The sequence below is a fragment of the Amycolatopsis sp. Poz14 genome, assembly GCF_006704225.1.
Classification (GTDB): domain Bacteria; phylum Actinomycetota; class Actinomycetes; order Mycobacteriales; family Pseudonocardiaceae; genus Amycolatopsis; species Amycolatopsis nivea.
Window position 1 is genome coordinate 6,931,691 of sequence record NZ_JACLHD010000001.1, and the last position, 23,189, is coordinate 6,954,879.

25 protein-coding genes are annotated in these 23,189 nt (G+C 70.5%); 7 read left to right on the forward strand and 18 right to left on the reverse strand.

The genetic code is table 11. From position 1 onward, the window contains the following. Nucleotides 1-55 precede the first annotated feature (55 nt). Nucleotides 56-1,264, reverse strand: a complete 1,209-nt coding sequence (locus FKO37_RS32150; RefSeq protein ID WP_238606963.1) for a cation diffusion facilitator family transporter — start codon at nt 1,262-1,264, stop codon at nt 56-58. Nucleotides 1,265-1,377: 113 nt separating this feature from the next. Here FKO37_RS32150 and FKO37_RS32155 point away from each other — a divergent pair, with 113 nt between their 5' ends. Beyond that, complete coding sequence (locus tag FKO37_RS32155; RefSeq protein ID WP_067584194.1) at nt 1,378-1,749, forward strand: metalloregulator ArsR/SmtB family transcription factor; 372 nt, start codon at nt 1,378-1,380, stop codon at nt 1,747-1,749. 5 nt (nt 1,750-1,754) lie between these two features. Here FKO37_RS32155 and FKO37_RS32160 read toward each other — a convergent pair whose 3' ends face one another. Next, the gene (locus FKO37_RS32160) at nt 1,755-2,246 is read right to left on the reverse strand and encodes a DUF2267 domain-containing protein (RefSeq protein WP_238606964.1); all 492 of its coding nucleotides are present in this window, start codon (nt 2,244-2,246) and stop codon (nt 1,755-1,757) included. Between the two features lie 72 nt (nt 2,247-2,318). Between FKO37_RS32160 and FKO37_RS32165 the strand changes: the two genes are divergently transcribed. The 4 genes from FKO37_RS32165 (at nt 2,319) to FKO37_RS32180 (ending at nt 4,608) form a co-directional block, all read left to right on the forward strand. Next, nucleotides 2,319-2,675, forward strand: a complete 357-nt coding sequence (locus FKO37_RS32165; RefSeq protein WP_037813113.1) for a hypothetical protein — start codon at nt 2,319-2,321, stop codon at nt 2,673-2,675. 64 nt (nt 2,676-2,739) lie between these two features. Next, entirely contained in the window at nt 2,740-3,108 is a 369-nt protein-coding gene (locus tag FKO37_RS32170; protein WP_037813468.1) for a hypothetical protein, read from the forward strand. A 32-nt stretch (nt 3,109-3,140) separates the two neighbouring features. Beyond that, nucleotides 3,141-3,551, forward strand: a complete 411-nt coding sequence (locus tag FKO37_RS32175; protein WP_238606965.1) for a DUF4383 domain-containing protein — start codon at nt 3,141-3,143, stop codon at nt 3,549-3,551. A 166-nt stretch (nt 3,552-3,717) separates the two neighbouring features. Beyond that, the gene (locus FKO37_RS32180; RefSeq protein ID WP_238606966.1) at nt 3,718-4,608 is read left to right on the forward strand and encodes a glycosyltransferase family 2 protein; all 891 of its coding nucleotides are present in this window, start codon (nt 3,718-3,720) and stop codon (nt 4,606-4,608) included. A 62-nt stretch (nt 4,609-4,670) separates the two neighbouring features. Here FKO37_RS32180 and FKO37_RS32185 read toward each other — a convergent pair whose 3' ends face one another. From FKO37_RS32185 to FKO37_RS32200, 4 genes are all read right to left on the reverse strand, one after another. Continuing rightward, nucleotides 4,671-5,882, reverse strand: a complete 1,212-nt coding sequence (locus FKO37_RS32185) for a glycosyltransferase (RefSeq protein WP_238606967.1) — start codon at nt 5,880-5,882, stop codon at nt 4,671-4,673. Further along, nucleotides 5,882-6,814, reverse strand: coding sequence for a glycosyltransferase (locus tag FKO37_RS32190; RefSeq protein WP_238606968.1), 933 nt, complete (start codon nt 6,812-6,814; stop codon nt 5,882-5,884). Before FKO37_RS32190 ends, FKO37_RS32185 begins: the two co-directional genes overlap by 1 nt. Before the next feature lie 60 nt (nt 6,815-6,874). Then, on the reverse strand, nt 6,875-7,051 hold the full coding sequence (locus FKO37_RS32195; protein ID WP_158714487.1) for a hypothetical protein: 177 nt from the start codon (nt 7,049-7,051) through the stop codon (nt 6,875-6,877). 82 nt (nt 7,052-7,133) lie between these two features. After that, nucleotides 7,134-7,583, reverse strand: coding sequence for a hypothetical protein (locus FKO37_RS32200; RefSeq protein ID WP_134662339.1), 450 nt, complete (start codon nt 7,581-7,583; stop codon nt 7,134-7,136). A 107-nt stretch (nt 7,584-7,690) separates the two neighbouring features. On the opposite strand from FKO37_RS32200, the gene FKO37_RS32205 reads away from it, so the two are divergent. Next, on the forward strand, nt 7,691-10,075 hold the full coding sequence (locus FKO37_RS32205; RefSeq protein WP_238606969.1) for a molybdopterin oxidoreductase family protein: 2,385 nt from the start codon (nt 7,691-7,693) through the stop codon (nt 10,073-10,075). A 4-nt stretch (nt 10,076-10,079) separates the two neighbouring features. On the opposite strand, the gene FKO37_RS32210 is transcribed toward FKO37_RS32205, so the two are convergent. Next, nucleotides 10,080-12,110 (reverse strand): CocE/NonD family hydrolase, encoded by a 2,031-nt coding sequence (locus tag FKO37_RS32210; protein WP_238606970.1) that lies wholly within the window; start codon nt 12,108-12,110, stop codon nt 10,080-10,082. Between the two features lie 72 nt (nt 12,111-12,182). Here FKO37_RS32210 and FKO37_RS32215 point away from each other — a divergent pair, with 72 nt between their 5' ends. Beyond that, entirely contained in the window at nt 12,183-13,073 is an 891-nt protein-coding gene (locus FKO37_RS32215; RefSeq protein ID WP_134731091.1) for an alpha/beta hydrolase fold domain-containing protein, read from the forward strand. An 85-nt stretch (nt 13,074-13,158) separates the two neighbouring features. Here the strand turns inward: FKO37_RS32215 and FKO37_RS32220 are convergent, their stop codons facing one another. From FKO37_RS32220 to FKO37_RS32270, 11 genes are all read right to left on the reverse strand, one after another. Then, the gene (locus FKO37_RS32220; protein WP_037813164.1) at nt 13,159-13,389 is read right to left on the reverse strand and encodes a DUF2188 domain-containing protein; all 231 of its coding nucleotides are present in this window, start codon (nt 13,387-13,389) and stop codon (nt 13,159-13,161) included. A gap of 15 nt (nt 13,390-13,404) precedes the next feature. Next, complete coding sequence (locus tag FKO37_RS32225) at nt 13,405-14,676, reverse strand: acetyl-CoA carboxylase biotin carboxylase subunit family protein (protein ID WP_238606971.1); 1,272 nt, start codon at nt 14,674-14,676, stop codon at nt 13,405-13,407. 3 nt (nt 14,677-14,679) lie between these two features. Beyond that, complete coding sequence (locus FKO37_RS32230) at nt 14,680-15,240, reverse strand: hemerythrin domain-containing protein (protein ID WP_238606972.1); 561 nt, start codon at nt 15,238-15,240, stop codon at nt 14,680-14,682. 159 nt (nt 15,241-15,399) lie between these two features. Beyond that, complete coding sequence (locus FKO37_RS32235) at nt 15,400-16,170, reverse strand: Asp/Glu racemase (protein ID WP_304512209.1); 771 nt, start codon at nt 16,168-16,170, stop codon at nt 15,400-15,402. Then, nucleotides 16,167-17,213, reverse strand: coding sequence for a leucyl aminopeptidase (locus tag FKO37_RS32240; protein ID WP_037813170.1), 1,047 nt, complete (start codon nt 17,211-17,213; stop codon nt 16,167-16,169). The genes FKO37_RS32235 and FKO37_RS32240 overlap by 4 nt, the downstream gene beginning before the upstream one ends. Before the next feature lie 57 nt (nt 17,214-17,270). Further along, a complete protein-coding gene (locus FKO37_RS32245) occupies nt 17,271-18,113 on the reverse strand; it encodes an alpha/beta fold hydrolase (RefSeq protein ID WP_238606973.1) in 843 nt (280 codons plus the stop codon). A 10-nt stretch (nt 18,114-18,123) separates the two neighbouring features. Beyond that, nucleotides 18,124-18,783 (reverse strand): isochorismatase family protein, encoded by a 660-nt coding sequence (locus FKO37_RS32250; protein ID WP_238606974.1) that lies wholly within the window; start codon nt 18,781-18,783, stop codon nt 18,124-18,126. Then, nucleotides 18,770-19,423: an SRPBCC family protein gene (locus tag FKO37_RS32255; RefSeq protein WP_238606975.1), complete on the reverse strand. Its 654-nt coding sequence runs from the start codon at nt 19,421-19,423 to the stop codon at nt 18,770-18,772. Before FKO37_RS32255 ends, FKO37_RS32250 begins: the two co-directional genes overlap by 14 nt. Then, nucleotides 19,420-19,926 carry a (2Fe-2S)-binding protein gene (locus tag FKO37_RS32260; RefSeq protein WP_037813174.1) on the reverse strand — a complete coding sequence of 169 codons (507 nt, stop codon included), beginning with the start codon at nt 19,924-19,926 and terminating at the stop codon, nt 19,420-19,422. Before FKO37_RS32260 ends, FKO37_RS32255 begins: the two co-directional genes overlap by 4 nt. After that, nucleotides 19,923-22,313 carry a xanthine dehydrogenase family protein molybdopterin-binding subunit gene (locus FKO37_RS32265; protein WP_238606976.1) on the reverse strand — a complete coding sequence of 797 codons (2,391 nt, stop codon included), beginning with the start codon at nt 22,311-22,313 and terminating at the stop codon, nt 19,923-19,925. The genes FKO37_RS32260 and FKO37_RS32265 overlap by 4 nt, the downstream gene beginning before the upstream one ends. Then, a complete protein-coding gene (locus FKO37_RS32270) occupies nt 22,310-23,188 on the reverse strand; it encodes a xanthine dehydrogenase family protein subunit M (RefSeq protein WP_238606977.1) in 879 nt (292 codons plus the stop codon). Before FKO37_RS32270 ends, FKO37_RS32265 begins: the two co-directional genes overlap by 4 nt. Nucleotide 23,189 lies beyond the last annotated feature (1 nt).

The window sequence follows — 23,189 nt, forward strand, 5'->3', positions numbered from 1 at the left end:
GACTTTCCGGCCGGTCCGGGCGGAGCGGCGGATCAGCCGATCGGTCGATGCGCGATCAACCGAGGTGCACGGACTCCGCCCCGATCGCCGGTTCGACGTGCACCGCCGCGGCGGTCAGGCGGGGCACCGCGGCGATCAGCCGGTGTTCCAGGCTGTGCGCTAGTTCGTGCGCCTGCTCGACGGTGAGGGTGTTGCCGACCTGGACGGCGAGTTCGGCGCGCAGGCTGTGGCCGATCCAGCGCATCCGGACCTCCCGCACGCCCTCCACTCCGGGCACCGCCGCGGCTGTCTCTTCGGCCAGTTCGACGGTCGCCGGGTCGACGGCGTCCATCAGCCGCCGGAAGACCTCCTTGGCCGCGTCGCGCAGGACGAACAGGATCGCGACGGTGATCAGCAACCCGATCACCGGGTCGGCCGCCGGGAAACCGAGGGCGACGCCGACCGCACCCAGCACCACCGCCAGCGAGGTGAAGCCGTCGGTGCGGGCGTGGAGGCCGTCTGCGACCAAGGCGGCGGAGCCGATTTCGCGGCCGACGGTGATGCGGTACCGGGCGACGAGCTCGTTCCCGGCGAAGCCCACCACTCCGGCGGCGGCGAGCACCCAGAGCTGCTGCACGGGATGCGGATGCAGCAGCCGGTCGATCGCTTCGTAGGCGGCCAGCGCGGCGGATCCGGCGATGATCAGCACCACGACGACTCCGGCGAGGTCTTCGGCGCGGCCGAGGCCGTAGGTGTAGCGGCGGGTCGCGGCGCGGCGGCCCAGAGCGAAGGCGATGCCCAGCGGCAGGGCGGTGAGGGCGTCGGCGAAGTTGTGGATGGTGTCGCCGAGGAGGGCTACCGAACCGGTGACCGCGACCAGGGCCAGCTGGATGACGGCGGTGCCGAACAGGGCGGCGAACGACCAGATCAGCGCCCGGATGCCGCGCTGGCTGGTTTCGAGGGCAGTGTCGAGGCGGTCGGCGCTGTCGTGGCTGTGCGGGGTGAGGAGGTGTTTGACGCGGTGCCGCCAGGTCGCGGGCTCGTGATGACCATGCCCGTGGCCGTGGCCGTGCGCAGGCGAGTGGCCGTGCCCGTGGCCGTGCGCGGACTCGTGACCGTGACCGTCGCCATGGCCGTGCGCGGGCTCGTGACCAGGGCAGGAAACGCCATGGCCATGCGCGGGGTCGTGCCCATGCTCGCGACCAGGGCTGTCCTGACGGGATTCCGGCTCGTGCGCGTGGCCGCCGCCCGCCGCGGTCTCGGAACCGTGTCCCAGCTCTGCCATCGCCCGCTCCCGGATGCTCCGCAATGTCCCACGACCGGGCGAACGCCCCGGCCCACTGTCAGCATACCTGCGCAGATGCGCAGATAACCGAGAAGGAACGGTAGCATCGGGGCATGCACTCCTCCCTGCCGGACTTCGACATGCCCTCCGACGAGCAGGTCCACCTGGCCGCGGAAAGCTTCCGCCTGCTCTCCGACCCGACGCGGATCAAGGTGCTGTGGGCGCTGCTGCAGGGGGAATCGTCGGTGGCCTGCCTCGCAGAACTGGCCGGGGCCGCGCCGACCGCGGTCAGCCAGCATCTGGCCAAGCTGCGGCTCGCGGGGCTGGTGAAGGGCCGCCGCGAGGGAACGTTCGTGTACTACTCCGCCGCGGACGAGCACGTGCGAGGGCTGCTGGCGCAGGCGCTGCACCACGCCGACCACGTGGACCGCGACATCCCCGGCGGTGACGCCCAGCCGCACCGGCCTCGGATGCGGAACGCCTGAAGCGCTCAGGCGGCCTGAGCGCCAATGCCGGGCCGTGAGGGCAGATGAGAATGAATCGGGCATTTCGGCGGCGGTGGCGTCTCTTGTGGACGGTGAGCGGGACTGAGGCCGCCTAAGTTCCTGGATTGGGCCTGAGCGCCGACCAGGTGCCGCAACGGTTCGGGCAGCACGTCCCAGACCTCGTCCGCCACCTGCACCGTTTCGCGGCCCAGCACATCCAGCACCACGCCAGCCCGGTGCACGGCCTCCGGATCCGTCAGGTCCGCCCGGCGCGCGATCCGTCCGACGAAGTCCTCCAGTTCGTAGCGTTCCCCGGAGCCGCCGCCCGGGCGCAGGTCGTCGGCCAGTCCGGGCGGCAGTTGCACCGCCAGGCTCGCCGCCGCTTCCGGCGAGATCCGCTCGGACAGCGTCCTCAGCACGGCGTGCGCGGCCCGTTCGGCGTCGCGGGACTCCGCGAGGCAGGCCCGCCTCCGGATCAGTTCGACGATCTCGTTCATCGTTCCCGGATACCCGGGGCAGCCGCCCGCAATCGTCCGGTTAGCGGCGCGACCACCGGGTACCAGCGGTCCATGGACCATTCAGCGACGTCTCCCGCACCGGCCGAGCAGGCGCAGACCGCGCTGCGCCGGCTCCGTCGCGAAGCCGGTGCCGGCGGCTACGAATCCCCCGCGGAGCTCTACCGCACGCTCGGCCTGCTGAGCCTGCTCGCCGACGACCTCTCCGAACTCCTCCCCGACCTGGGCGGCCAGCTCGAGGAATCATTGCTCGCCGGGCGCGTGCGGCACCATTCGGACGACGCGCAGGAAGCCTGCGACGCGGTCGCCTCGGCGGCGCACAGCATCTCGGTCGCCCGCTTCACCGCGCTCCTGGTCGGGCAGGAAATCCAGAAAGCACAGACCGCGATCCGCGATCTCGCCGCCGCCTGACGCCGTTTTGCCCCGTCCCGCGCGGGTACCCGGACGGAAAGCGCCGCAGCGAGGAGGGAGCATGATGCCCGACAGCGATCCGGCCGAGCCCGAAACGCTCGACCAGTCCGAGTCCCTCGACGAGGACGAACTGCGGGTCGACCCGTTGGAGGCCGGGGTCGAACCGCCGGAGCGCTGGAGCCCGGCGACCCGGCAGGCCACGACGCCCGCCGAGGCGCGCGAAGGCGAACCGCTCGGGAACCGGCTCGCCGAGGAACGCCCGGACGTCCAGCCGGTGCCGAACCCGCCCGACGACGAGACGCTCGCCCGTGCGGAAGCGGCCAGGGCCGCGGCCCCGGACGAGGACCTCCCGCAGCGCCGTGCGGATCCGGATCCGGCCGAACAGGCGGACGAGGCAGGCGGTTCCGTCGCGAAGTCGCTCCGCGAGGAGTGACCGGGCGCGACCGGCCGCGGAAAGGAGCCCCCATGCCGACGGTCACCACCCGTTCCTGGGCGCGGCCGGTCGTCGCCGTGCTCGGGCTGGTCTACCTGGTCCTCGGCATCGCCGGGTTCTTCGTGCCGGAAACCGCGCACGCCGGGCACGACACCACGCGTGTCGTCTGGCTGTTCAGTTCCAGCACGGTGCTGAACATCGTCCACACTGTACTCGGTTTGCTCGGGATTTTGGCCGCACGCAAGCTTTCCGGAGCCGTCGCATACTGCTGGGTGCTGTTCGTGGCGTTCACCGGGCTCACCGCGTACGGGATATTGGCGACGGCGTTCAGCACCGCACGCGACGACCCGGTGAATCTCAACTGGGCGGACAACTGGCTGCACGGCCTGACCGCACTCGTCGCCTTGGTCGTCGCGCTCAGCGGCAGCCGCGAACGGGCTTAGGGGCGCCGCCAGCTGTGGTCCGGGAGCGCCGTTCGGGCGTCGCTGGGCTGGTGGCAGCGTGCCAAGGCCCGCAACCAGCTGCTCGTCGACTGGCAACGACGACCGGCCCAGGTCTGCGGAACCCAGCTGCCGTCGAACACCAAGCCCGGCTGGCGGAAGGATGACCATGAACCGCACGTCCGTCGTCGTGATCACCCACAACCGCCGCGAACAACTGCGCGAAACCCTCCAGCACCTGGTCACGCTCCCGGAGCGGCCGCCGATCCTGGTCGTGGACAACGCCTCGACCGACGGCACCACAGACCTCGTCGCCCGCGACTTCCCCGAACTGCGGCTGATCAAGCTCGACCGGAATCTCGGCGCGGTCGGCCGCAACATCGCCGTCCGCGAGGTGACGACGCCGTACGTGGCGTTCTGCGACGACGACACCACCTGGCAGCCCGGCTCGCTCGCCCGCGCCGCCGAGGTGCTGGACGCGCATCCCGGGCTCGGCTCGGTGACCGGGCGCTGCCTGGTCGAACCGGACCTGCGGGAGGACCCGATCACGCCGGAACTGCGGTTTTCGCCGGTGCCCGGCCCGGAGTGGCTGCCCGGTCCGGCGCTGCTCGGGGTGATGGCCGGGCTGACGATGTTCCGGGTGCGCGCCTTCCGCGACGTCGGCGGCTTCTCGCCGCGGATGTGGCTCGGCGGGGAGGAGGAACTGCTCGCGCTCGACCTCGCCGCGCTCGGCTGGCGGATGTGCTGGCGGGAGGACGTCGTGATCCACCACGCCCCGTCGAAGCTGCGCGATCCGCGCCGGCGGCGGGGGCTGGGGATCCGGAACACCTTGTGGACGTTGATGTTGCGCCGCCCGTGGCGTTCGGTGTTCCGCCGGGGAGCCGCGGTGCTGGCTTCCGCGCCCCGGGACCGGACGACGGTCGCCGCGGTGGCGGAGTGCCTGCGCGGCCTCCCCTGGGTGCTCCGCGAGCGCGCCGTGGTCCCGGCCGAAGTCGAGCACGGTTTGCGCTTGCTGGAAGCGCCACAACGCAACTCGGCCGCGCGCCGATACACCGGTTAACCGTCCGTGAAGGGCTCCTTGAGGGAATCTGATTCCCTCAAGGAGCCCTTCACGGACAGTGGTTAACGCACGGCGGCCCAGTCGGACTCGCCGACCGGCATGGCTTTTTCGTACGCGCGCACGGTTTCCGCGGCGATCCGGTCCCACGAATACCGCGCCCGGACCCGCTCCTGTCCCGCGGTGCCCAGCGCCTCCAGTTCCGCGGGCTCGTCCAGCAACGCCCGCAACCGGGCCGCCAGCCGGGCCGGGTCGCGCGGTGGCACCAAGCGTCCGGTGATCCCGTCCACCACCGTGTCCGTCAGACCGCCGACCGCGGCGGCGACGACCGGCACCCCGCACGCCATCGCTTCCAGCGGGACGATCCCGAACGGCTCGTACCAAGGCGTGCACAGCACCGCGTCCGCCGAACGCAGCAGGGCTGGCATCTCAGCGCGGCTCACCTGACCTGCCAGCTGCACCCGGTCAGCCACCCCGAGCCGCTCCGCCAGCCGCCGCAGCCGCCGCGCCTCCGGGTCGCGGGCAAGCGCCCCGGACGCCGGCCCGCCCGCGATCACCAGCTCGGTCTCCGGCACCCGCGGCAACGCAGCGATCGCCAGGTCGAACCCCTTGCGCGGCACCAGCCTCCCGACCGAGACCAGCCGCTTCGGCGCGGTCCGCGGCACCACCGGGCCGCCGACCCCGAACCGGTCCAGGTCGACCCCGCACGGCACCACCGAGATCCGCTGCCGCGGCACCCCTTGCCGCGCCAGCTCGAACACCTCGTCCGAGCAAGTCGCGACGATCCGGTCCACTTGCTTGCCGACCATCCGCTCCAGCCGCATCCGGTCCGGCGGGCTCGTGTCGGCGTCGCCCTGGTGCCGCCGCTTCACCACGCCCAGCGCGTGAAACGTCTGGACCGTCGGCACTTTGGCCTCGCGCGCGGCGAGCACCGTGGCCACGCCGGACATCCAGAAGTGCGCGTGCGCCACGTCCGGCGGCTCCTCTGTCCACCGGTCGCGCAGCCAGCTGCCGAATTCCCCCATGTGCGGCAAAAGTTCGTCTTTCGGCAACCGGCGCGCGGGACCGGCCGGAACGTGCACCACGCGGTAACCGGCCGGGGTCTCCACCGCGGCGGGCGCGTCCGGGTCGTCGCGTCGCGTGTAGACCGTCACCTCGTGACCGCCGCGCACGAGTGCCGCGGAAAGGCCCGCCACGTGGACGTTCTGCCCGCCCGCGTCCGCCTCCCCCAGCGCGGCGAGCGGACTGGCGTGTTCGGACACCATCGAGATCCTCATCAGACTCCTTCCGCAGCGGGGGCGGTTTCGGTGAGCAGGCGGTCCCAGCGCGCCAGGAACGCGTCGAGACCGAAGTGCGCCAGCGCGTGCTCGCGGGCCGCTTTCCCGGCCAGCACGGCAAAATCGGGTTCGTGCACGAGTTCGCGGAACCTCCGCGCGAGCACCTCGATGTCGGCGGAGCACACCCCGGCGTCCGGGGGCACGGCAGAAGGGGCTTCGGTGGAGGCGACCGCGACGATCGGCATGCCCAGATGCATCGCTTCCAGCAGCGACAGGCCGAGCGACGTCCAGCGCGCGGTGTGCAGATACACGCGGTGCCGGGCGAGCTCGTCGTGCAGCCGCGGCGGACGCACGTCGCCCTGTCCGCCGGGCAGCCCGTCGGTGCCCATGCCGAACACGTTCACCGGCGCGATTTCGCGGAACGCGGGCAGCAGATCGGCCCCGGTCACCCGGGCGCGGCGGCGCGGTTCGTTGATCATCGCCGCGCCCGCGGGCAGCTCGCCGGTGTAGCGCTCGCCCGGGTCCGGGATGCCGTGCGGGATGACGACCACCGGCGCGATCCCGTTGTCCCACATGAGCGCGTTGTACGAGGTGACGTGCACGATCGGCACCTCGTCCTGACCCGCCATCGGATGCCGGGACACCGCCGCGCCGTGCCGCGGCGCGTTGTGCTCGACGTACACCATCGGCGTCCGCGAGCCCAGCTGCGGCCGGACGAACGCGGCTTCCTCCGGCCGCTGGAGCACGACCACGTCCGGCCGGGCGTCCGCGAGCCGGTCGACCGGAACCTCGGTCACCCCCGGCCACTCCCGCCCCGCCAGACCCAGCCCCCACGGCGCGCCCTCGGGGCTCGCGGGGACGAAGTACTCGTGCCGCCCGCGGACGAACGCGTCGGTCCACGACCCGTGGACGTGCCAGAGCAAGATCCTCATGCGCCCTGGCTTATCCGCGCGGATTCGACGTTAAACGAGGGGATGCGCGGGGTACCCCGGTCAGCTCTCGCCGCGGAAATTGTCGCCCAGCTGGGGGTGGCCGCGCTTCGAGCGGCCTTCCTCGTCCTCCAGCGGGCTCTCCGGCTCCGGCCGGCGGGGCACCTGCTCCTCGTCGACTTCGGTGCGGCGCGGGTTCGCCGCCTCTTGTTCCGGTTCCCGGTGACGTTCGTCAGTCATGCCGCCTCCAGCACGGTCTTGAACCAGCCGTCCGTCGTTGCTGCGCGAGGCCTGGCTCGGCGCGTCGCCGGGCACCCACAGGTCACCAGTCCGGGCGGCGCACCGCGGGGAGCCGGTCCAGCGTCGCCGTCACCGCCGCGGCCACCCGCGGTTCGGTGAGCGGAGCGCCGGCCGGGCCGCGCGGGAGCACCTCGACCTCGACCCCGGCCTCGCGGGCCGAGGCGACGTGCGTGCCGTGCGCGGCGAACCACTCGCGGGACTCGCGGCCGTCGCCCTCCGGGTCCGGCCCGACGAGCAGGACCGACCGCACCGCCTCCGGGTACCGGTCCGCCAGCCGCAACGCGACCGGCACTAGCTGGCCGCCCGCCAGCACATCGGCCAGCGGTTTGGCGCCAGCGGCCTCTCTGAGCAGCACGGAAGCCCGGCCGGGAGGACAGGGCACGATCCGGTGGTCCGGTGCCGCCTGCCCCCAGCCGGGCGGGACCTCGGCCTTCGCGGCTTCGTCCAGGACTACGAGCATCCGTTCAGTCATCAGCGCCTCCTCCCGGTCGCGTACCCGAGGGGACGCGCGCGAAACCCGGGGGTTTGGCCGCCGCCTTCCGGGGTACCCGCGCGGGTCGGGCGAGAGAGGGAGACAGGGTGCGGGACGGAATCGCCGAACCATGGGGCACGCGCACGCCGTACGGTCCGGGCGAGGACTGGCCGGTGCGGGTCGACTGCCATCTCGCCGACGGGCTCGAGCCGGGGGACGTCGACCGCTGGGTCCGCACCGCCGCGGTCCTGCATTCCAACGGCGACGGTCTCGACATCGCGGTCAAGGACGGCCGGATCGCCGGCGTCCGCGGCCGGGCCGACGATCGCGTCAACCACGGCCGGCTCGACCCCAAGGACCTCTTCGGCTGGCAGGCCAACAACGCACCGGACCGGCTGCTTACTCCGCTGGTGCGCGACAACGGGGTGCTCCGCGAATCCACGTGGGACGAAGCGATGGACCGGATCGTCCAGCGCAGCCGCGCACTGCTCGACACCGAAGGCCCCACCTCGCTCGGCTTCTACACCAGCGGACAGCTTTTCGCCGAGGAGTACTACACGCTGGCCGCGATCGCCCGCGGCGCACTCGGCACGAACCACCTCGACGGCAACACCCGGTTGTGCACCGCGACCGCGGGTGAATCGCTGAAGGAAAGCTTCGGCTGCGATGGCCAGCCGTCCTCCTACACCGACATCGACCACGCCGATGTCATCGCCCTGTTCGGACACAACGTCGCCGCGACGCAACCGGTGCTGTGGTCCCGCATCCTCGACCGGCTCGCCGGTCCGCGACCACCGCGGCTGCTGTGCGTCGACCCGCGGCAGACGCCGGTCGCGGAAGCCGCCGAGCTGCATCTGGCTCCGCTGCCCGGGACGAATGTCGCGCTGATGAACGGAATCCTGCACGAGGTCATCCTGCACGGCTGGTGCGACGAGGCGTGGATCGACAAGCACACCGTCGGTTACGACGATCTCCTCAAGGTCGTCCGCGACTATCCGCCCGAGCGCGCCGCGTCGATCTGCGGGGTGCCTGCTGATGAAATCCGTTCCGCGGCGAGACTGGTCGGGACGACTGACCGGTTGCTGTGCACTGTGCTGCAAGGGTTTTACCAATCGAACCAGGCGACCGCTGCCGCGGTGCAGGTGAACAACCTGGTGCTGCTGCGCGGAATGCTGGGCAAACCAGGCTGCGGCGTCTTGCAGATGAACGGCCAGCCGAGCGCGGAGAACACCCGCGAATGCGGCGCCAACGGCGATCTCACCGGGTTCCGGAACTGGAACAACGACGCGCACGTCGCTCAGCTGGCCGACCTGTGGAACGTGCCGATGGAGCAGATCCCGCACGACGGCCCGCCGACCCACCTGATGAAGATGCTCGACCTCGCCGAGAGCGGCGACCTGCGCTTCTGGTGGATCTCCGCGACCAACCCCGCGGTGTCGCTGCCCGAACTCGCGCGGGTCCGGAAGATCCTCGGCCAGGACAGCCTTTTCCTCGTCGTGCAGGACGCGTTCCGCACGGAAACCACGGAATTCGCCGACGTGGTGCTGCCCGCGGCGATATGGGGCGAGAAAACCGGGACCTTCACGAACGCCGACCGCACCGTGCATCTGTCCGAAAAAGCAGTCAACCCGCCCGGACAAGCACGCCCAGACCTCGACATCTTCCTCGACTACGCCCGCCGGATGAACCTGCGCGACCGCGACGGCGCGGCCTTCCCGCCCTGGCACGACTCGGAATCTGCCTACGCGGCTTGGCAAAAGGCGTCCGCCGGGCGACCCTGTGACTACAGTGGACTGTCCTATGAGAAGCTCCGCGTGGTCAGCGGCGTCCAGTGGCCGGTCGACGAAGCCCATCCGGACGGCACCGAACGCCTTTACGCGGACGGCAAATTCTTCGCAGATCCCGACTACTGCGAGGAATACGGCAAAGACCTGCACACCGGCGAGCCAGTCAGCCCGGAGGAATACCAGGAGTACAACCCGGACGGGAAAGCCATGCTCAAACCCGCCGAGTACCTGGTACCGGAGGAACCGCCGAGCACCGACTACCCGTTCGTGCTGATCACCGGGCGGACGCTGTACCACTTCCACACGCGCACGAAGACCGGCCGCGCACCGCAGCTGGAAACCGCCGCCCCGGAAGTCTGGGCCGAACTGTCGTGCCAGGACGCCGAACGCGCCGGAATCACCGAGGGCGACCTGCTCGAGATCCGAACCCCGCGCGGCCGCGTCCACGCCAAGGCGCGCCCGTGCGGGATCCGCGACGGAGTGCTGTTCCTGCCCTTCCACTACGGCTACTGGGACACCGCCGACCCGACCGGCGCGGACGGCGTCCGCGCGGCCAACGAACTGACCATCACGGCCTGGGATCCGGTGTCGAAGCAGCCGCTGTTCAAGACAGCCGCCGCGGTGCTGCGCAAGATCTCCGACGGGACCCCGAAGGAAACCATCGCGCTCGGCAACCGGGCGGTGTCCGAACAGCTCGTCGACTAGCCGCTCACAGCAGATCCCGCGGCACTCGCCGATGCCAATTCCGCGACACCAAACGCCGATCCCCCTCGTACCCGTCCAGCTGCGCGTCGATCACGAACTCCTCCGGCGTGCAGCTCACCCGCGTATACGTCTCGGTCCGCACCAGCCACTCCCCCCGCTCGAACGTCACCGTCCACGACGTCTCCGCCACCGGAGAACAGAAATCGTCCGCCACCCACGAGTAACACTCATGCACATCACGGGTGATCTCCAGATCGATGTCGTCGTACCGGATCGTGCCGGAGTTCTTCACCACGTCCAGCGCGGAGTGGTAGTCGACCAGGTCCCGCGACACCGTCCATTTCTGCTCCGGACGGCTCACCTGCGTCGTCGGCAGCGGCGGCGTCCCTTCCGGCTCGCCGAACTCGTCCGGGGCGACCTCGTCCGGTTCGCCGGTCGGCCGCACCGGCAGGGTCAGCGCGCTCGCCCCGGTCCGCACGGCGAGCGTCACCGGTTTCGGCGGCGGCCACGCGAGCGGCCAGTACGAAGTGGACAGTGCGAGCCGGATCCGGTGCCCGGCCGGAAACGCTTGCGCCACCCCGTTCAGTTCAAAGTCCACTGTGTACTCTTCGCCCGGCGCAAGCGGTTCCGGTTCCTCGTGGCCGTCCCGGTGCGTGAGGTTCAACAGGCCGTAGGTCACCCGCGTCGCCCGGCCGTCCGGAGCGACGTCCGACAGCCGCGCGGCCACCATCGCCACCGGCTGGTCCGCTGAGACTCGCAGCCGCACCCGAGGCGCACCAAGGATTTCGCACTGCTCGGCGAGCACATCCGTGTCGAACACGAGCGAACCGCCGTCCTCCTCGCGCTGGTCGTACGGCAGGTCCGGCGGCGCGCTGTACGACGCCCATTTCCCGGCGAACTGCCCCACCGACAACGGCGACGCGACACTCAGCGACTCCTCGGCCACCGACTCGCCAGGCCGGGCGAGCCGGTGCGGCGCGAGGGCGTACTCCGTCGGCCGGACGTGCGGCGAAGGCCATTCCGCCTCCCCGACCCAGCGTCCGGGACGGTCCTCATAGGACGTCGACGGCGGCACGCTCTCCTGCATCCACGTGCGCAGGACCGGGCCGTCCATGACCCCGTTGTCGACGTCCTTGAGCCAGTGGTCCCACCAGCGCACGACTTCCTGCAGGTAGCCGATCGCGGGGCCGGGCTCGCCGAGGTGCGGGTACTTGTGCGACCACGGCCCGATCAGCCCGCGGCACGGCACGTCGAGATGCGACAGCAGCCGGGTGACCGCGTTGGAGTAGCCGTCGGCCCAGCCGCTGGACGCGAGCACCGGGCACTGCACCCCGGAGTAGTCCTCGGAAACCGAAGCGTGCCGCCAGTAGCTGTCGCGACGCTGATGCCGCAGCCATTGTTCGGCCCACAGGCTGCAGTTTTCCAGCCGTTCCCGCCACATGTCGCGCCAGCGGTCGCCCACCAGCGCCGGGTCGGGCGGCATCGTCGCCTCGCCGAACATCGTCCCGGACTCGGCGATGTTGTCCGACAGCAGGCAGCCGCCCATGTAGTGCATGTCGTCGGCGAACCGGTCGTCGGTGAACGAGGAGATGACGATCGCGCCGAGGCTCGGCGGTTTCCGCGCCGCGACCTGCAGCGCGGCGAACCCGCCCCAGGAAATGCCCATCATGCCGGTGCGCCCGTCGCACCACGGCCGGTCGGCGAGCCAGGCGAGCACGTCCTCGGCGTCCTGTTGTTCCTGTTCCAGGTACTCGTCCGCGAGCACGCCCTCGGATTCCCCGGAGCCGCGCAGGTCGACGCGCACGCACGCGTAGCCGTGCCCGGCCAGGTAGGGGTGGTGGATCGAGTCGCGGACGGAGGTCAGGTCTCGCTTGCGGTACGGGATGTACTCGACGATCCCCGGCACAGGCAGCGATTCCGATCCGGCGGGCCGCCAGATCCGCGCCGCCAGCCGGGTGCCGTCCGAAACCGGGATCCGGACGTCCTCGTCCTCCATGATCTCGTACGGCAGCGAGGGAAGAGCGCGCGTGATCATGCCTGCCGGGTACCCGGCACGGCGCGCCCGAAACGGGGTTGCCCGCGGCGGGAAAACGGGTACCCGGTGCGCATGATCAGCATGAAAGCCCAGCTGTATCAGGCGTACCTGCGCGCGACGCGGCAGAAAGCCTTTTACGACAACGCCCGCGTGCTGCACCAGCGCCTGCACCGCCACCAGCGGCCGTCGCAAGCCCGGCCGCCGAGGAAGCTGCGCAAGCACTACGACCTCGAACACCGCGAGGTGCACGGCTTCGCGTGCTGGACCGTGCGGCCGCGCGCGAAGGCCGGGCTGCATGTCTTCCACCTGCACGGCGGCGGTTACGTCGAGGAAATCGAATCGCACCACTGGGAATTCGCCGCCGACCTGGTGCGCCGGCTCGGCTGCACGGTCACGCTGCCGATCTACCCGCTCGTCCCGCGGCACAGCAACGCCGAGACGATTCCCATGGTGCAGGCCGCGTTCGAGCAGACACTCGGTGCGGAGCCGGCGGAAAACACCGTCCTGTCCGGGGATTCCGCCGGCGCCGCGCTCGCACTGGCGGTCGCGCAGCGGCTCCGGGAGGAGGGCCGCCCGCAGCCGAAACAGACGATCCTGATCTCGCCGTGGCTGGACGTGACCCTGGAAGACCCGATTTCGGTCGTCCTGGACGAACACGACCCGATGCTCGGCATCACCGGCCTGCGCGAGGCGGGCGAGATGTACGCCGAAGGCACCGACCGGCACGATCCGCGGATCAGCCCGCTGTACGCGGACCTGACCGGACTCGGCCCGTTCAGCCTGTTCATCGGCACCCGCGACGTCCTCCTCCCGGACGCCCGCCGCTTCGCTTCCCGCGCCCGCGACGCCGGGATCGACGTCGACTATGCCGAATACCCCGGCATGTTCCACAACTGGCTCATGCAGCAGATTCCCGAAGGCCGCCAGGCGCGGAACCACATCGAGCGCATCCTCCGTCGGTAGGGTCTCTCCGGCGGCAGCACCGGCCCGCGCGGACCTCGCCGGACTCGACCCGTTCCGCCTGCCCACCGGCGCCCTGCCGCGAGGCTCACTCCGGCGGCAGCGGCACGCCGCGACGACTCGTCCGGTAGTCGTCGCGGCTTGCCACCGTCCCGTCCTCCGCCCGGACAATGTGGACAGACCGCCGAGCCTTCGCCATATGCCGCCCCGTCTTCACCGCTTCCGCGCGGGACTTCGACGTGTTCGCCGCCCGCACGTGCCCCACCACGCGGTTCTTCCACAGCGAGCCCTCATACAGCGTCTCGACGTCCCCGTCCACCCGCTGCCCTCCTGTTCAGTCCTCGAACTCGAAGCGCAGCCGTTCCTCGCACTTCGCGTACTTCGCCTCGAGTTCGTCCTCGGTGTCCGCGCCGATGATCAGTTCCGCCAGCTCGAAGGAGTAGCTGTCCTGCTCCGGCAGTTCCGACAGCCGCTGGCCTTCCTCCGGCGTGATCGAGATCGTCGTGCCGCCGAGTTCCTGACACAGGGCGGCGATCTCGTCCTGCGTCGGGATCCGCGTGACGACCGCGTCGCCGTCGAAGCGGCGCAGGTAGCAGCGCCCGGCGATGTGGTACTGTCCGCGGCCGCGCGGGAACTGCGGGTCCTGGCCGAGTCCCAGCCGGAGCATGATTTCGTGGTTGGCCACGCCGTCGACCAGCTCGAACAGCTCCGCGTGCGACTGCGAGTGCCGCGGGTTGATCTCCAGCAGGCACACCTGGCCGGACTGCCGGTCGCAGAAGAACTCGATGCTGAACGTGCCGTTCTCGAAACCGACCTGGCGCATCACGCGCTCGGCGATGTCGAACATCCGCCGGACGGTCTCGTCCGGCAGCTGCGACGGGTACTGATGTCGCAAAAACGAAGACCGGCCAGGGAAATCGACCGAATCCAGCGCGGCGTAGAGACGCACCTCGCCCTTCCAGACGTACCCCTCGACCGCCGCCTGCACCCCGTGCAGTTCGGATTCGGCCAGGCACGCGGCCCCGCCGACCTCGGCGATTTCCGGCGGGAGATCGACCTGGCGCAACACGTCCTCGAACGGGTCCCCGACCCGTCCGACACCCTCCCGCAGTTCCTCGACGGCTTCCGCGAAGCCCTGCATGTCCCGCACGTGAAACGCCAGTTCCGACGAGAACCCCTTGACCGGCTTCAGCCACATCGGGAAGTCCACCCCGGACGGCGGCCGCGGCTCGTCGTCCAGGTCGACGATGCCGAACGGCGGCAGCTCGTCGATCACCTTCCGCTGTTCGAGCCTGCTCCAGTACTTGTGCTCGCACTTGAGCACCGCGGACAGCGGCACGTGCGGGAGGCCGCGTTCCTCGCACAGCAGCGGCGCCATGGTGGCGGCCGGGAAGTCCCAATAGGTCACGATCGCGGCGGGTTCGCCGTCGAAGTCGTCCAGCTGCTGGCGGGCCTTCTTCATCAGGTCCGGGAAGTCGATCTCGCCGTGCTGCAGCTCGTCCGGGCTGAGCAACGGGCGGAACCGCAACCCGGCCGCGGACGGGAGTCTTTTCAGGATGCGCTCGTTCTCCTCGTCAAGACCGAGCACGAACACGTCGTCAGTCATGGTTCAGCTCTTCCGTCCCGTCAGCGCGTCGCGGATCTTGTCGACGAACGCCGCTCCCGGCGCGAGTACCAGGTTCGCCGGCGGCTTGCTCGGCGCGTGCGGATGCGGCCTGGTCGGCGCGATCTTCTTCGCCGCCAGCACCCGCTCGCCCAGCCGGTCCAGCTCCTCGGCGGAACACGCGTCGCGCAGCCGCGGGAGCAGGTCGTTCTCCTCGTCCTTGATGTGGTGGCGGACGTCGGCGATGAGCTTGCCGAGCAGCTCCTCGTACTCCGGTTCGCCGGGATTCTTGCGCTCGAGCCGCTTCATCACCTTCTCGGCCTCGGCGTGCTCCTCGATCTCGTGGTCGGCGATCTCGTCGCCGTTGTCGAGGTGCTTGCGCGCGGCCGGGTACATGAGCTGCTCTTCGGCGACCGAATGCCGGACCAGCTCGGCGATCACGTGGTCGACCACGTCGTTCCGGTTCCCCGCCTCGGGTTCGCTCTCGAGCTCGGCGAACACCCGCTCGACGTCGCGGTGGTCGTCGGTGATCACGGTGATCAGGTCGGTTCGGGTGGGTGCGGCCATGCTGCCTCCTCGGGTGTCGGGAACCCACCGGTTACCCGTTGCGCCGCACGGCAACCACCCGAAGCCGAACTGCCCCGCCGACCGGGCGGTACGCGAGGGACCCCTGAAGGAATCAAATTCCCTCAGGGGTCCCCGTCGCGGACTGCCGAGCCAGCCGCGCTAAGCGGCCCGCGCCGCCGCCACCTTCCCGCTCAGCAAATGCCCCGCCCCCGGCACCTCCGGCCGCACCCCCAGTTCGCTGAGGATCCGGAACGTCGTGGCCGTGGCCGCCGACAGCACCGGGATCCCCACCGCGTCCTGGACCGGCTGGATCGACGGCAGCGAAGGCATCTGCACGCACGCCGACAGCACCAGCGCGTCCGCCCGGGACAGGTCCAGTTTCCGGTAGTGCGCCAGCAGATCCGCCGGGTCCAGCCGCGCCACCGCCAGGTTGTCCGGCACCTCCAGCGAGAGCGAGTCGACCACCTCGACGCCCGCGTCCTCCAGGTACTCGACAACAGCCTGCGTCAGCGGCTTCAGGTACGGCGTCACGATCGCGACCCGCTTCGCCGCCAACGCGGCGATCCCGGACAACAGCGCGCCCGCCGACGAGACCACCGGCGCGTCCGAACCTTCCGCGCGCAACGCCGAGGCGATCGAATCCTCAGCGGTGCAGTGATAACCCGGCCCCTGCGCCATGATCGCGACCAGGCAGGCAGTCGCGACGACGTCCGGTCGCGCGTCGGCCAGTTCAGTCGCCGCGCGCTCCGCTTGGGCGTTCATCGCGCGCAACTGCTCCGGCGTCACGTGCTGCATCCGCGCGCGGGCGGAGTGGAAGACAAACCGGTCCTCCGGGTACCGCTCCTCGCGGGCGCGCAGCATCCGCGGCAGCTCGGTTTCCATGGTCAGGTTGGAGCTCGGGACGATCATCCCGATGTGGTGGTCGGTCATCGCTTCGCCGCCGGGCGCATGTCCTTCACGGTCAGCTCGCCCGCGTCGACGATCAGCTCGTCGTCGAGGTACAGGCTGTTGCCGCGCATCGGGATGTCGAAGTGGCACGCCGTGTCGTTCGGGCCGCCGAGTTCGTTGTTCGGGCCGATCGAGAACATCACGTTGCCGTAGAAGCTGCGCAGCTCCATGCCCATGCCGCCGGGGAACTGGGTCAGGCCGTGCCAGTGCGCCCGCTCGTCGAGGCCCCAGCCGACGTGCGACATGCCGTAGCCGCGCGGGTCGTGGAAGGACTCGATGTAGCTGCGCAGCAGGTCGGCGTCGAGGCCGGACGAGCCCGCGCCGCCGCGGATGTCCTGGATGAAGCCCTTTTCGATGGTCAGCTCGACCGGCGTCTGCACGTAGGTGTTGAACGGCAGCAGCACGTCGCCGGGCGCGAGCACGATCTTGCCGTCCACGCCGTCGTCGGAACCGCCGGTGAAGACGAACGCCGCGGGCCAGTGGTCCCAGCGGCCGGGCTGGTCGGTGTAGCCGTACTCGCTCATCGTCGGGTACACGCCCAGCTGGTAGGTGACGTCCGTGCCGTGCGGGCTGGTGATCCGCATGGTCTTGGCCTTGGCCAGCAGTTCCGCGCCGATCTCGACGCGCTCGCGCAGTTCCTTCGTCGGCATCAGCCGGGCGAGCAGCTCCGGCGGCTCGACCGCGGTGAGGATCCGGGTCCCGGCGGCCTGGATCGCGAACTGCTCCTCGCTGAACAGCAGGAACGTGCAGTCCACGACCATGTCCGCGGCCTTCAGCGCGTCCACCGCGAGCGGCAGCTGGTCGAGACCGGACTGCCCGACCGCCCACGCGCCGGACGCGTTCGCCGGCGACGGCAGCCGCATGTGATAGGTCGCCGCGCCGAGCTGCTGGGCCGCCCAGAGGAAGGCGTCCGCGTACTCGGCGCGCTCGGCGCCGCGGGTCAGCACGACGACCGTCTCGCCCTCGTGCACGCCGGAAAAAGTCAGCTGGCGCAAGCAGATGTCGTTGAACAGGTTCTGGTCCATGGCGACCTCCTTGATTGTCCGAATACGGATTATCCGAGTACGAAAAACACGCCGGGGTCAGCGGGCGAGCAGGTCTTTCAGCGCCGAGCGCAGCGCCTGCAGGGCGGGCCGCGGTTCGTCCCAGAAGATCATGTGCCCGGCGTTTTCGACGCCGGCGAGCGGATGCTTCGATTTCTCCAGCACCGCGACGTCCGCTGCGGTCACCACCGGGCTGTCCGCGCCGTACAGCAGCACGGCGGGTCCCGGAAGATTTTCCCACAGCGGAAGGAATTCCTCGGATTCGAAACCCGCGTGCGTCGCCGCGATGGCCGCCCGAGAGCACGACGCGAGCCAGCGGGCGCGCAGTTCCTGTTCCCGGCGCGGCCAGCGCGGCCACGAGGCGGCGACCTCGTCCGCGCTGGTCCCCCGCTGCGCTTGGTCCAATTGGGACTCGAAGACCGCCAGCGAGGTCGGGTACGGCCGGCCGGGACCGCTCATCGGCGGGTCGGCGAGGACGGTGCCCGCGATCCCGCCGGACAGCGCGGCTTTGGCCGCGATCCGCGCGCCCATCGAGTGGCCGAACAGCAGCGGCGCGGACAGGTTCAGCTGGTCGACGACCGCTTCGACGTCGGCGGCGTACGCGTCGAGGGCATAGCTCGACCCGTCGTCGGACAGGCCGCGGCCGCGGACGTCGAGCACCAGCGGACGGACGAGGTCGGTCAGCTCGCGCGCGACGAAGTCCATGGTGATCGCCGGGCTGGTGATCCCGGGAAGCACCACGAGCGGGACGCCGTCGGCCGGGCCGTAGTCGAGGACGTGCAGCCGGACGGAACCGGACCGCACCCAGACGCTGGCCGCCGGGACGTCCGCCAGGTCGGCGAGCGCGGGCTGGGTCAGCACCCGGTCGGAAACAGAAGACATGCGGGAACTCCTAGCGGGCCTTGGCGAGCAGCTCGACGCCCTCGCCCAGGCCGATCACGTCGGCGTATTTGGCTTGCAGGTCGAAGAGAGCGGCGTCGTGCGGTCCCCGCGCGCGGTCGCCGCAAGCTTCGCGGACGACGAGGGTGTTGAAGCCGGATTGGACCGCGTCGACCGCGGTGGCCCGGACGCACCCCGAGGTCGTCGCGCCGCAGACGAGCACGGTGTCCGCACCAAGGCCGGTGAGCAGCGCGGCGAGGCTCGTTCCGTGGAACGCGGACGCGCCCTTCTTGACGATCAGGTGGTCGGTGTCGTGCCGTTCCAGCCGGGGATCGAGCGCGACCTCGGCGCTTCCGTCGCGCAGGCTCCGCATGCCGGGAGCCTTGCGCAGCCACGCGATCGCGTCGCCGTCGGCCTCCGCGGGGGTGTAGCTGATCGCGGTGTAGACGACCGGCGCTCCGCTCTGGTGGGCGGCCCGGACCAGTGCGTCAGCGGCTTCGACTTCGACGGAAAGGTCTGCGCCGGAAGGGAATTCCGGTTCGGTGAAGCCGCGAGTCAGGTCGACCACGACCAGCACCGGCGCGGTTCCTCGCGGCACCGCGGCTCCGAACCCCGCGCGGGCGTAGGTCTGGTCGGTCTCGGTGCCGTGCAGTCCGTTCTCAGGCGCGTTCACGCAGCAGCTCCTTGATCAGTTTGTGCTGCGCCCGAACCCGGCCGAGCAGCCAGCCCTGGAACAGCCCGAGCGCGCCCGCCGCGACGATCGGGAGATAGCGCTTCGCGTTGGGCGGCAACAGCATCGCCAGTCCGTCGAGCGAATCCGAGGCCGGCGCGGTGGCGGCCGCTGGTGCCGCCGGAGCCGGTGCGGTGCCGCCGTTCTCCAGCAGCGCACCGAGATTCTGCGCGAACTGCTGCAGGATCCGGTTTGACACCGTGCTGATCGCGCCCTTGCCGAACTGCGCGATCTTGCCCCGCACCACCAGATCCGTATGCAGGTTCAGCGCCGAACCCTTCGGACCGGGCACCAGGGTCAGCGTGACGTCCGCTTCGGCGTCGCCGTTGCCATGGCTGTCCGCGCCCCGGGCCGACAGCCTCAGCCGACGCTCGCCCTCGGCGATCTCGGTGAATCGCACCTTGCCCGCGTACGCGGCGCTGACCGGGCCGACCTTGAACTTGACCTTGCCGAGATACGACTCGCCGTCCCGGCCCTCCAGCACCGCGCCGGGCAGGCAGCCCGCGACCCGCTCGACGTCGTTGAGCAGCGCGAACACCGTGTCCGGATCGCCGGGAAGGTCAAGGGTGTTCTCGAGAATCATCGGACCGCGTCCTCTTTCCTGCCGGATCCGGCGCACCGCCGCGCGGCGGTCGCCTCGATCGCGTCCACAATGGTCTGGTATCCGGTGCAGCGGCACAGGTTCGACGACACAGTCTCCCGGATCTCCTCGCGCGTCGGCGACGGTTCCTGGGCGAGGAATCCTTCGGCGAGCATGAGGAAACCCGGCGTGCAGAAGCCGCACTGCAGACCGTGGTGCTCCGAAAACGCCTGCTGCAGATCGTTCGGCTCCTCCGGGGTGCCGAGGTCCTCGACGGTCCGGATCGCGCAGCCTTCCGCCTGCACGGCGTACATCAGGCAGGCGCGCACCGGTTCGCCGTCGACCAGGATCGTGCACGCCCCGCACACGCCGTGCTCGCAGCCGACGTGCGTGCCGGTGAGGCCCACGTCGTGCCGGAGCACGTCGAGCAGCGTCCACCGCGGTTCGACGAGCAGTTCGTGCTCCTCGCCGTTGACGGTCAGGACGATCAGCTGTTTGTCGGTCATGCGCCGGTACCCGCTTTCTCCCGGTCGGCCGCGGCGAGCGCGGCGAGGACGGCCTCGGGGTGGACCGGGGTCTGCTCCAGCTGGACCCCGGTGTGCCAGAGAAGGTCGTTGACCGCGTTCAGCACGGCGGCTGGCGCGCCGATCGTGCCGCCCTCCCCGGCCCCCTTCGCGCCGCTTTCGGTGAAGGCGCACGGGGTTTCGAGGTGGTCGACGGTGATGTCGGGGATCTCCGCGGCGGTCGGGACGAGGTAGTCGATGAAGCTCGCCGCCGACGGTTCGCCGTTCTCGGCGTAGGTGACCTCCTCGAACAGCGCGCCGGCGATGCCTTGCGCGATCCCGCCGCGCGCCTGGCCGTCGACCACCTTCGGGTTGATCACCACGCCGCAGTCCTCGACACAGGCGTAACGGAGGATTTTCACCTGTCCGGTGCCCGGGTCGGCCTCGACCACCACCGCGTGGGTCGCGTTCGAGAACGTGCCGTCGCCGGGGACGTCGAACGCCGCGGTGGCGGTGAGCGTCGGCTCGGCTTCCTTGGGCAGCAGGTGGCTGCGCAGGTACGCGACGTCGGCGATCTCCTCGAACGAAAGCCGCTGGCCGGGGTCGTCGAGCTGGATGACTCCCCCGTCGCCGTCGAGGCCGACGTTCTCGACACGGGTGTCCATCAGGTGCGCCGCGATGAGGCAGAGCTGCTCGCCCAGCCGGGTCGCCGCCGTCGCCACCGCCGAACCGCCGATCGTCACCGACCGGGACGCGAAAGTGCCCCAGCCGTAGGAAATCCGTTCGGTGTCGCCTTGCCGCAGCTTGACCTTGGCGAGGTCGACGCCGAGCCGTTCCGCGACGATCTGCGCGAACGTCGTTTCGTGGGACTGCCCGTGGTTGATCGTGCCGCTCGTGACGACGACCGAACCAGTGAGGTCCATCCGGATCTCACTCACGTCGAACCCGGGCACGACGGTCATCTTCCGCTTCGCGAACGCCTCGGAGCCGTAGCCGGTGCGCTCGGAAAAGCAGCTGTAGCCGATGCCGATGTGCGGATTCTTCTCGCGCAGGTCGTACCAGCCCTCGTCGCGGAGGATCTTCTCGCCCAGCTCCAGCGATTCGAGGTAGCTGCCGGGGTCGTAGGTCACCTTGTTGATGCCGGTGTACGGGAACTCGGTGATCACGTTGCGGCGGCGGATTTCCACCGGGTCGAGACCGAGCTTGCGCGCGGCCAGGTCCATGATCCGCTCCATCACCATGACGTACTGCGGACGGCTGACCCCGCGGTACGGCGCGGTCGGCGCCTTGTTGCTGGTGATCGCCCTCGCCCGCACCCGGTAAGCCGGGACTCGGTACACCGACGGCATTTCCGCCGCCGCCATCAACGGTTCGATGCCGACGGTGAACGGATAACACGAGTACGCGCCCATGTCGCACACGATGTCGGATTCCAGTGCGGTCAACTCGCCGTCCGGAGTGAACGCCGCACGCGTGCGGTATCGCTGTTCGCGGGCGAGGAACCCGGAAGCGAGCGCTTCGCTGCGGTCCTCGATCCACTTGACTGGACGCCGCAAGCGCTTCGCCGCCGCAGCGACAGCGATTTCCTCACGCCCCACAACGCATTTCTGCCCGAAGCCGCCGCCCATGTCCGGGACCACGACGCGCACCGAACGCTCCGGAATCCGCAGCGAACGCGCCAGCACGGTCCGGACCTGGTGCGGCACCTGACTGCAGGTCTGGACGAGAAGCTGCTCGTCGCGGTCGTCCCAGGACGCCACCGCGCCGCGCGTCTCCAGCGGCAACGCGTTCTGCCGGCCGCTGCGGGTGACAAGCTCGATCACGCACCCGTCCGCGAGCGCTTCGTCGACGCCCGGGGTGTCGAACGCCGTGACGTCGAGCAGCACGTTGCTCGGCGCGTCCTCGTGCACCAGCGGCGCGTCCTCGGCGAGCGCGGTCTCCTCGGAAACGACGGCGTCGAGGACCTCGTAACTCACCTGCGCGGCCTCGATGCCGTCCTCGACCGCGTACGGATCCTTCGCGACGACCAGCGCGATCGGCTCGCCGACGAACCGCACCTTGCCGCGCGCGAGGATCGGCATCGTGGTCGGGGTGAACTCCTCGGGCGGACGATCCAGCAGCGCGACCATGTCGCCGAGCTGGAGGTCTTCCGCCGAGTACGCGGCTACGACACCGTCCACCTCGCGGGTGGCGCCGAGGTCGAGTTCGGTGATCTTGCCGTGCGCGACGGTCGCGCGCACGAATCCGGCGTGCAACATTCCGTGAAGATGAATGTCGTCCACGAACCGCCCCCGGCCGGTGACCAGCCGCGGATCCTCGCGACGGCGCACGGACGCGCCGATCCACTTGCCGCCCCGGCCGTCGAAGCGGGGTTCTTCGGATGCCCTCACCGGTTTCCCCTCTCCCATGCCTGCCCCAAACTCCGCGCCACCAACGTCCTCGTCAGCGCCCGCCGGTAATCCGCACTGCCTTGCGCGTCGCTCCGCGGATCGATCGCCTCCGCCGCCGCCCGGCCGCACTCAGCGAACAACTCCGGCCCAGGTTCGCCGCCAGCCAGCACCGCCTCGGCTTCCGGAACCCGCAACGGCGCGGGCGCGACCCCGCCGAGCACCACCCTTCCGCCTGCCAAGGAACCGTCCTGGCGAGGTTCGAGGGTCACCGCCGCCGCGACCGTCGCGAAATCCCCGGCACGGCGGGAAAACTCGGTCAAAGCGGCCTTCGGAGCCACCCGGGTGAACCGGACCTCGGTGACGACCTCGTCCGCCTCCACCGCGGTCGCGTAGAAGCCGTAGAACATCTCCCCGGCCGGGATTTCGCGGCGGCCGTTCGGTCCTTCGGCGACGATCACCGCGTCCAGCAGCAGCGCGAGCATGCACCACTCCGCGGTGGCGTCGCCGTGCACGAGGCTCCCGCCGACCGTGCCGCGCGACCGGATCGGCAGGTGCCCGACGTACCGCATCGCCTCCGCCAGCACCGCGAACCCCGGGCTGAGCTGGGCCACCTCGACCTGACGGTGCGTCGTCATCGCGCCGATGCGGAGCGTCGAACCCGCGTGGACGATGTCGGTCATCCCCGGCAGGTCCCGCAGCCGCCCGAGGTCGACCAGGTCGCTCGGGCGGGCCAGGCGGAAGCTCATCATCGGCATCAGGCTCTGCCCGCCCGCGATCGCTTTCGGCTCCCGCCCTTGCCCGGCGAGGTCGGAAAGCAGGCCGACGGCGTCGGCGACGTCGTGCGCCCGATGGTAGGCGAACGCGGCGGGCTTCATG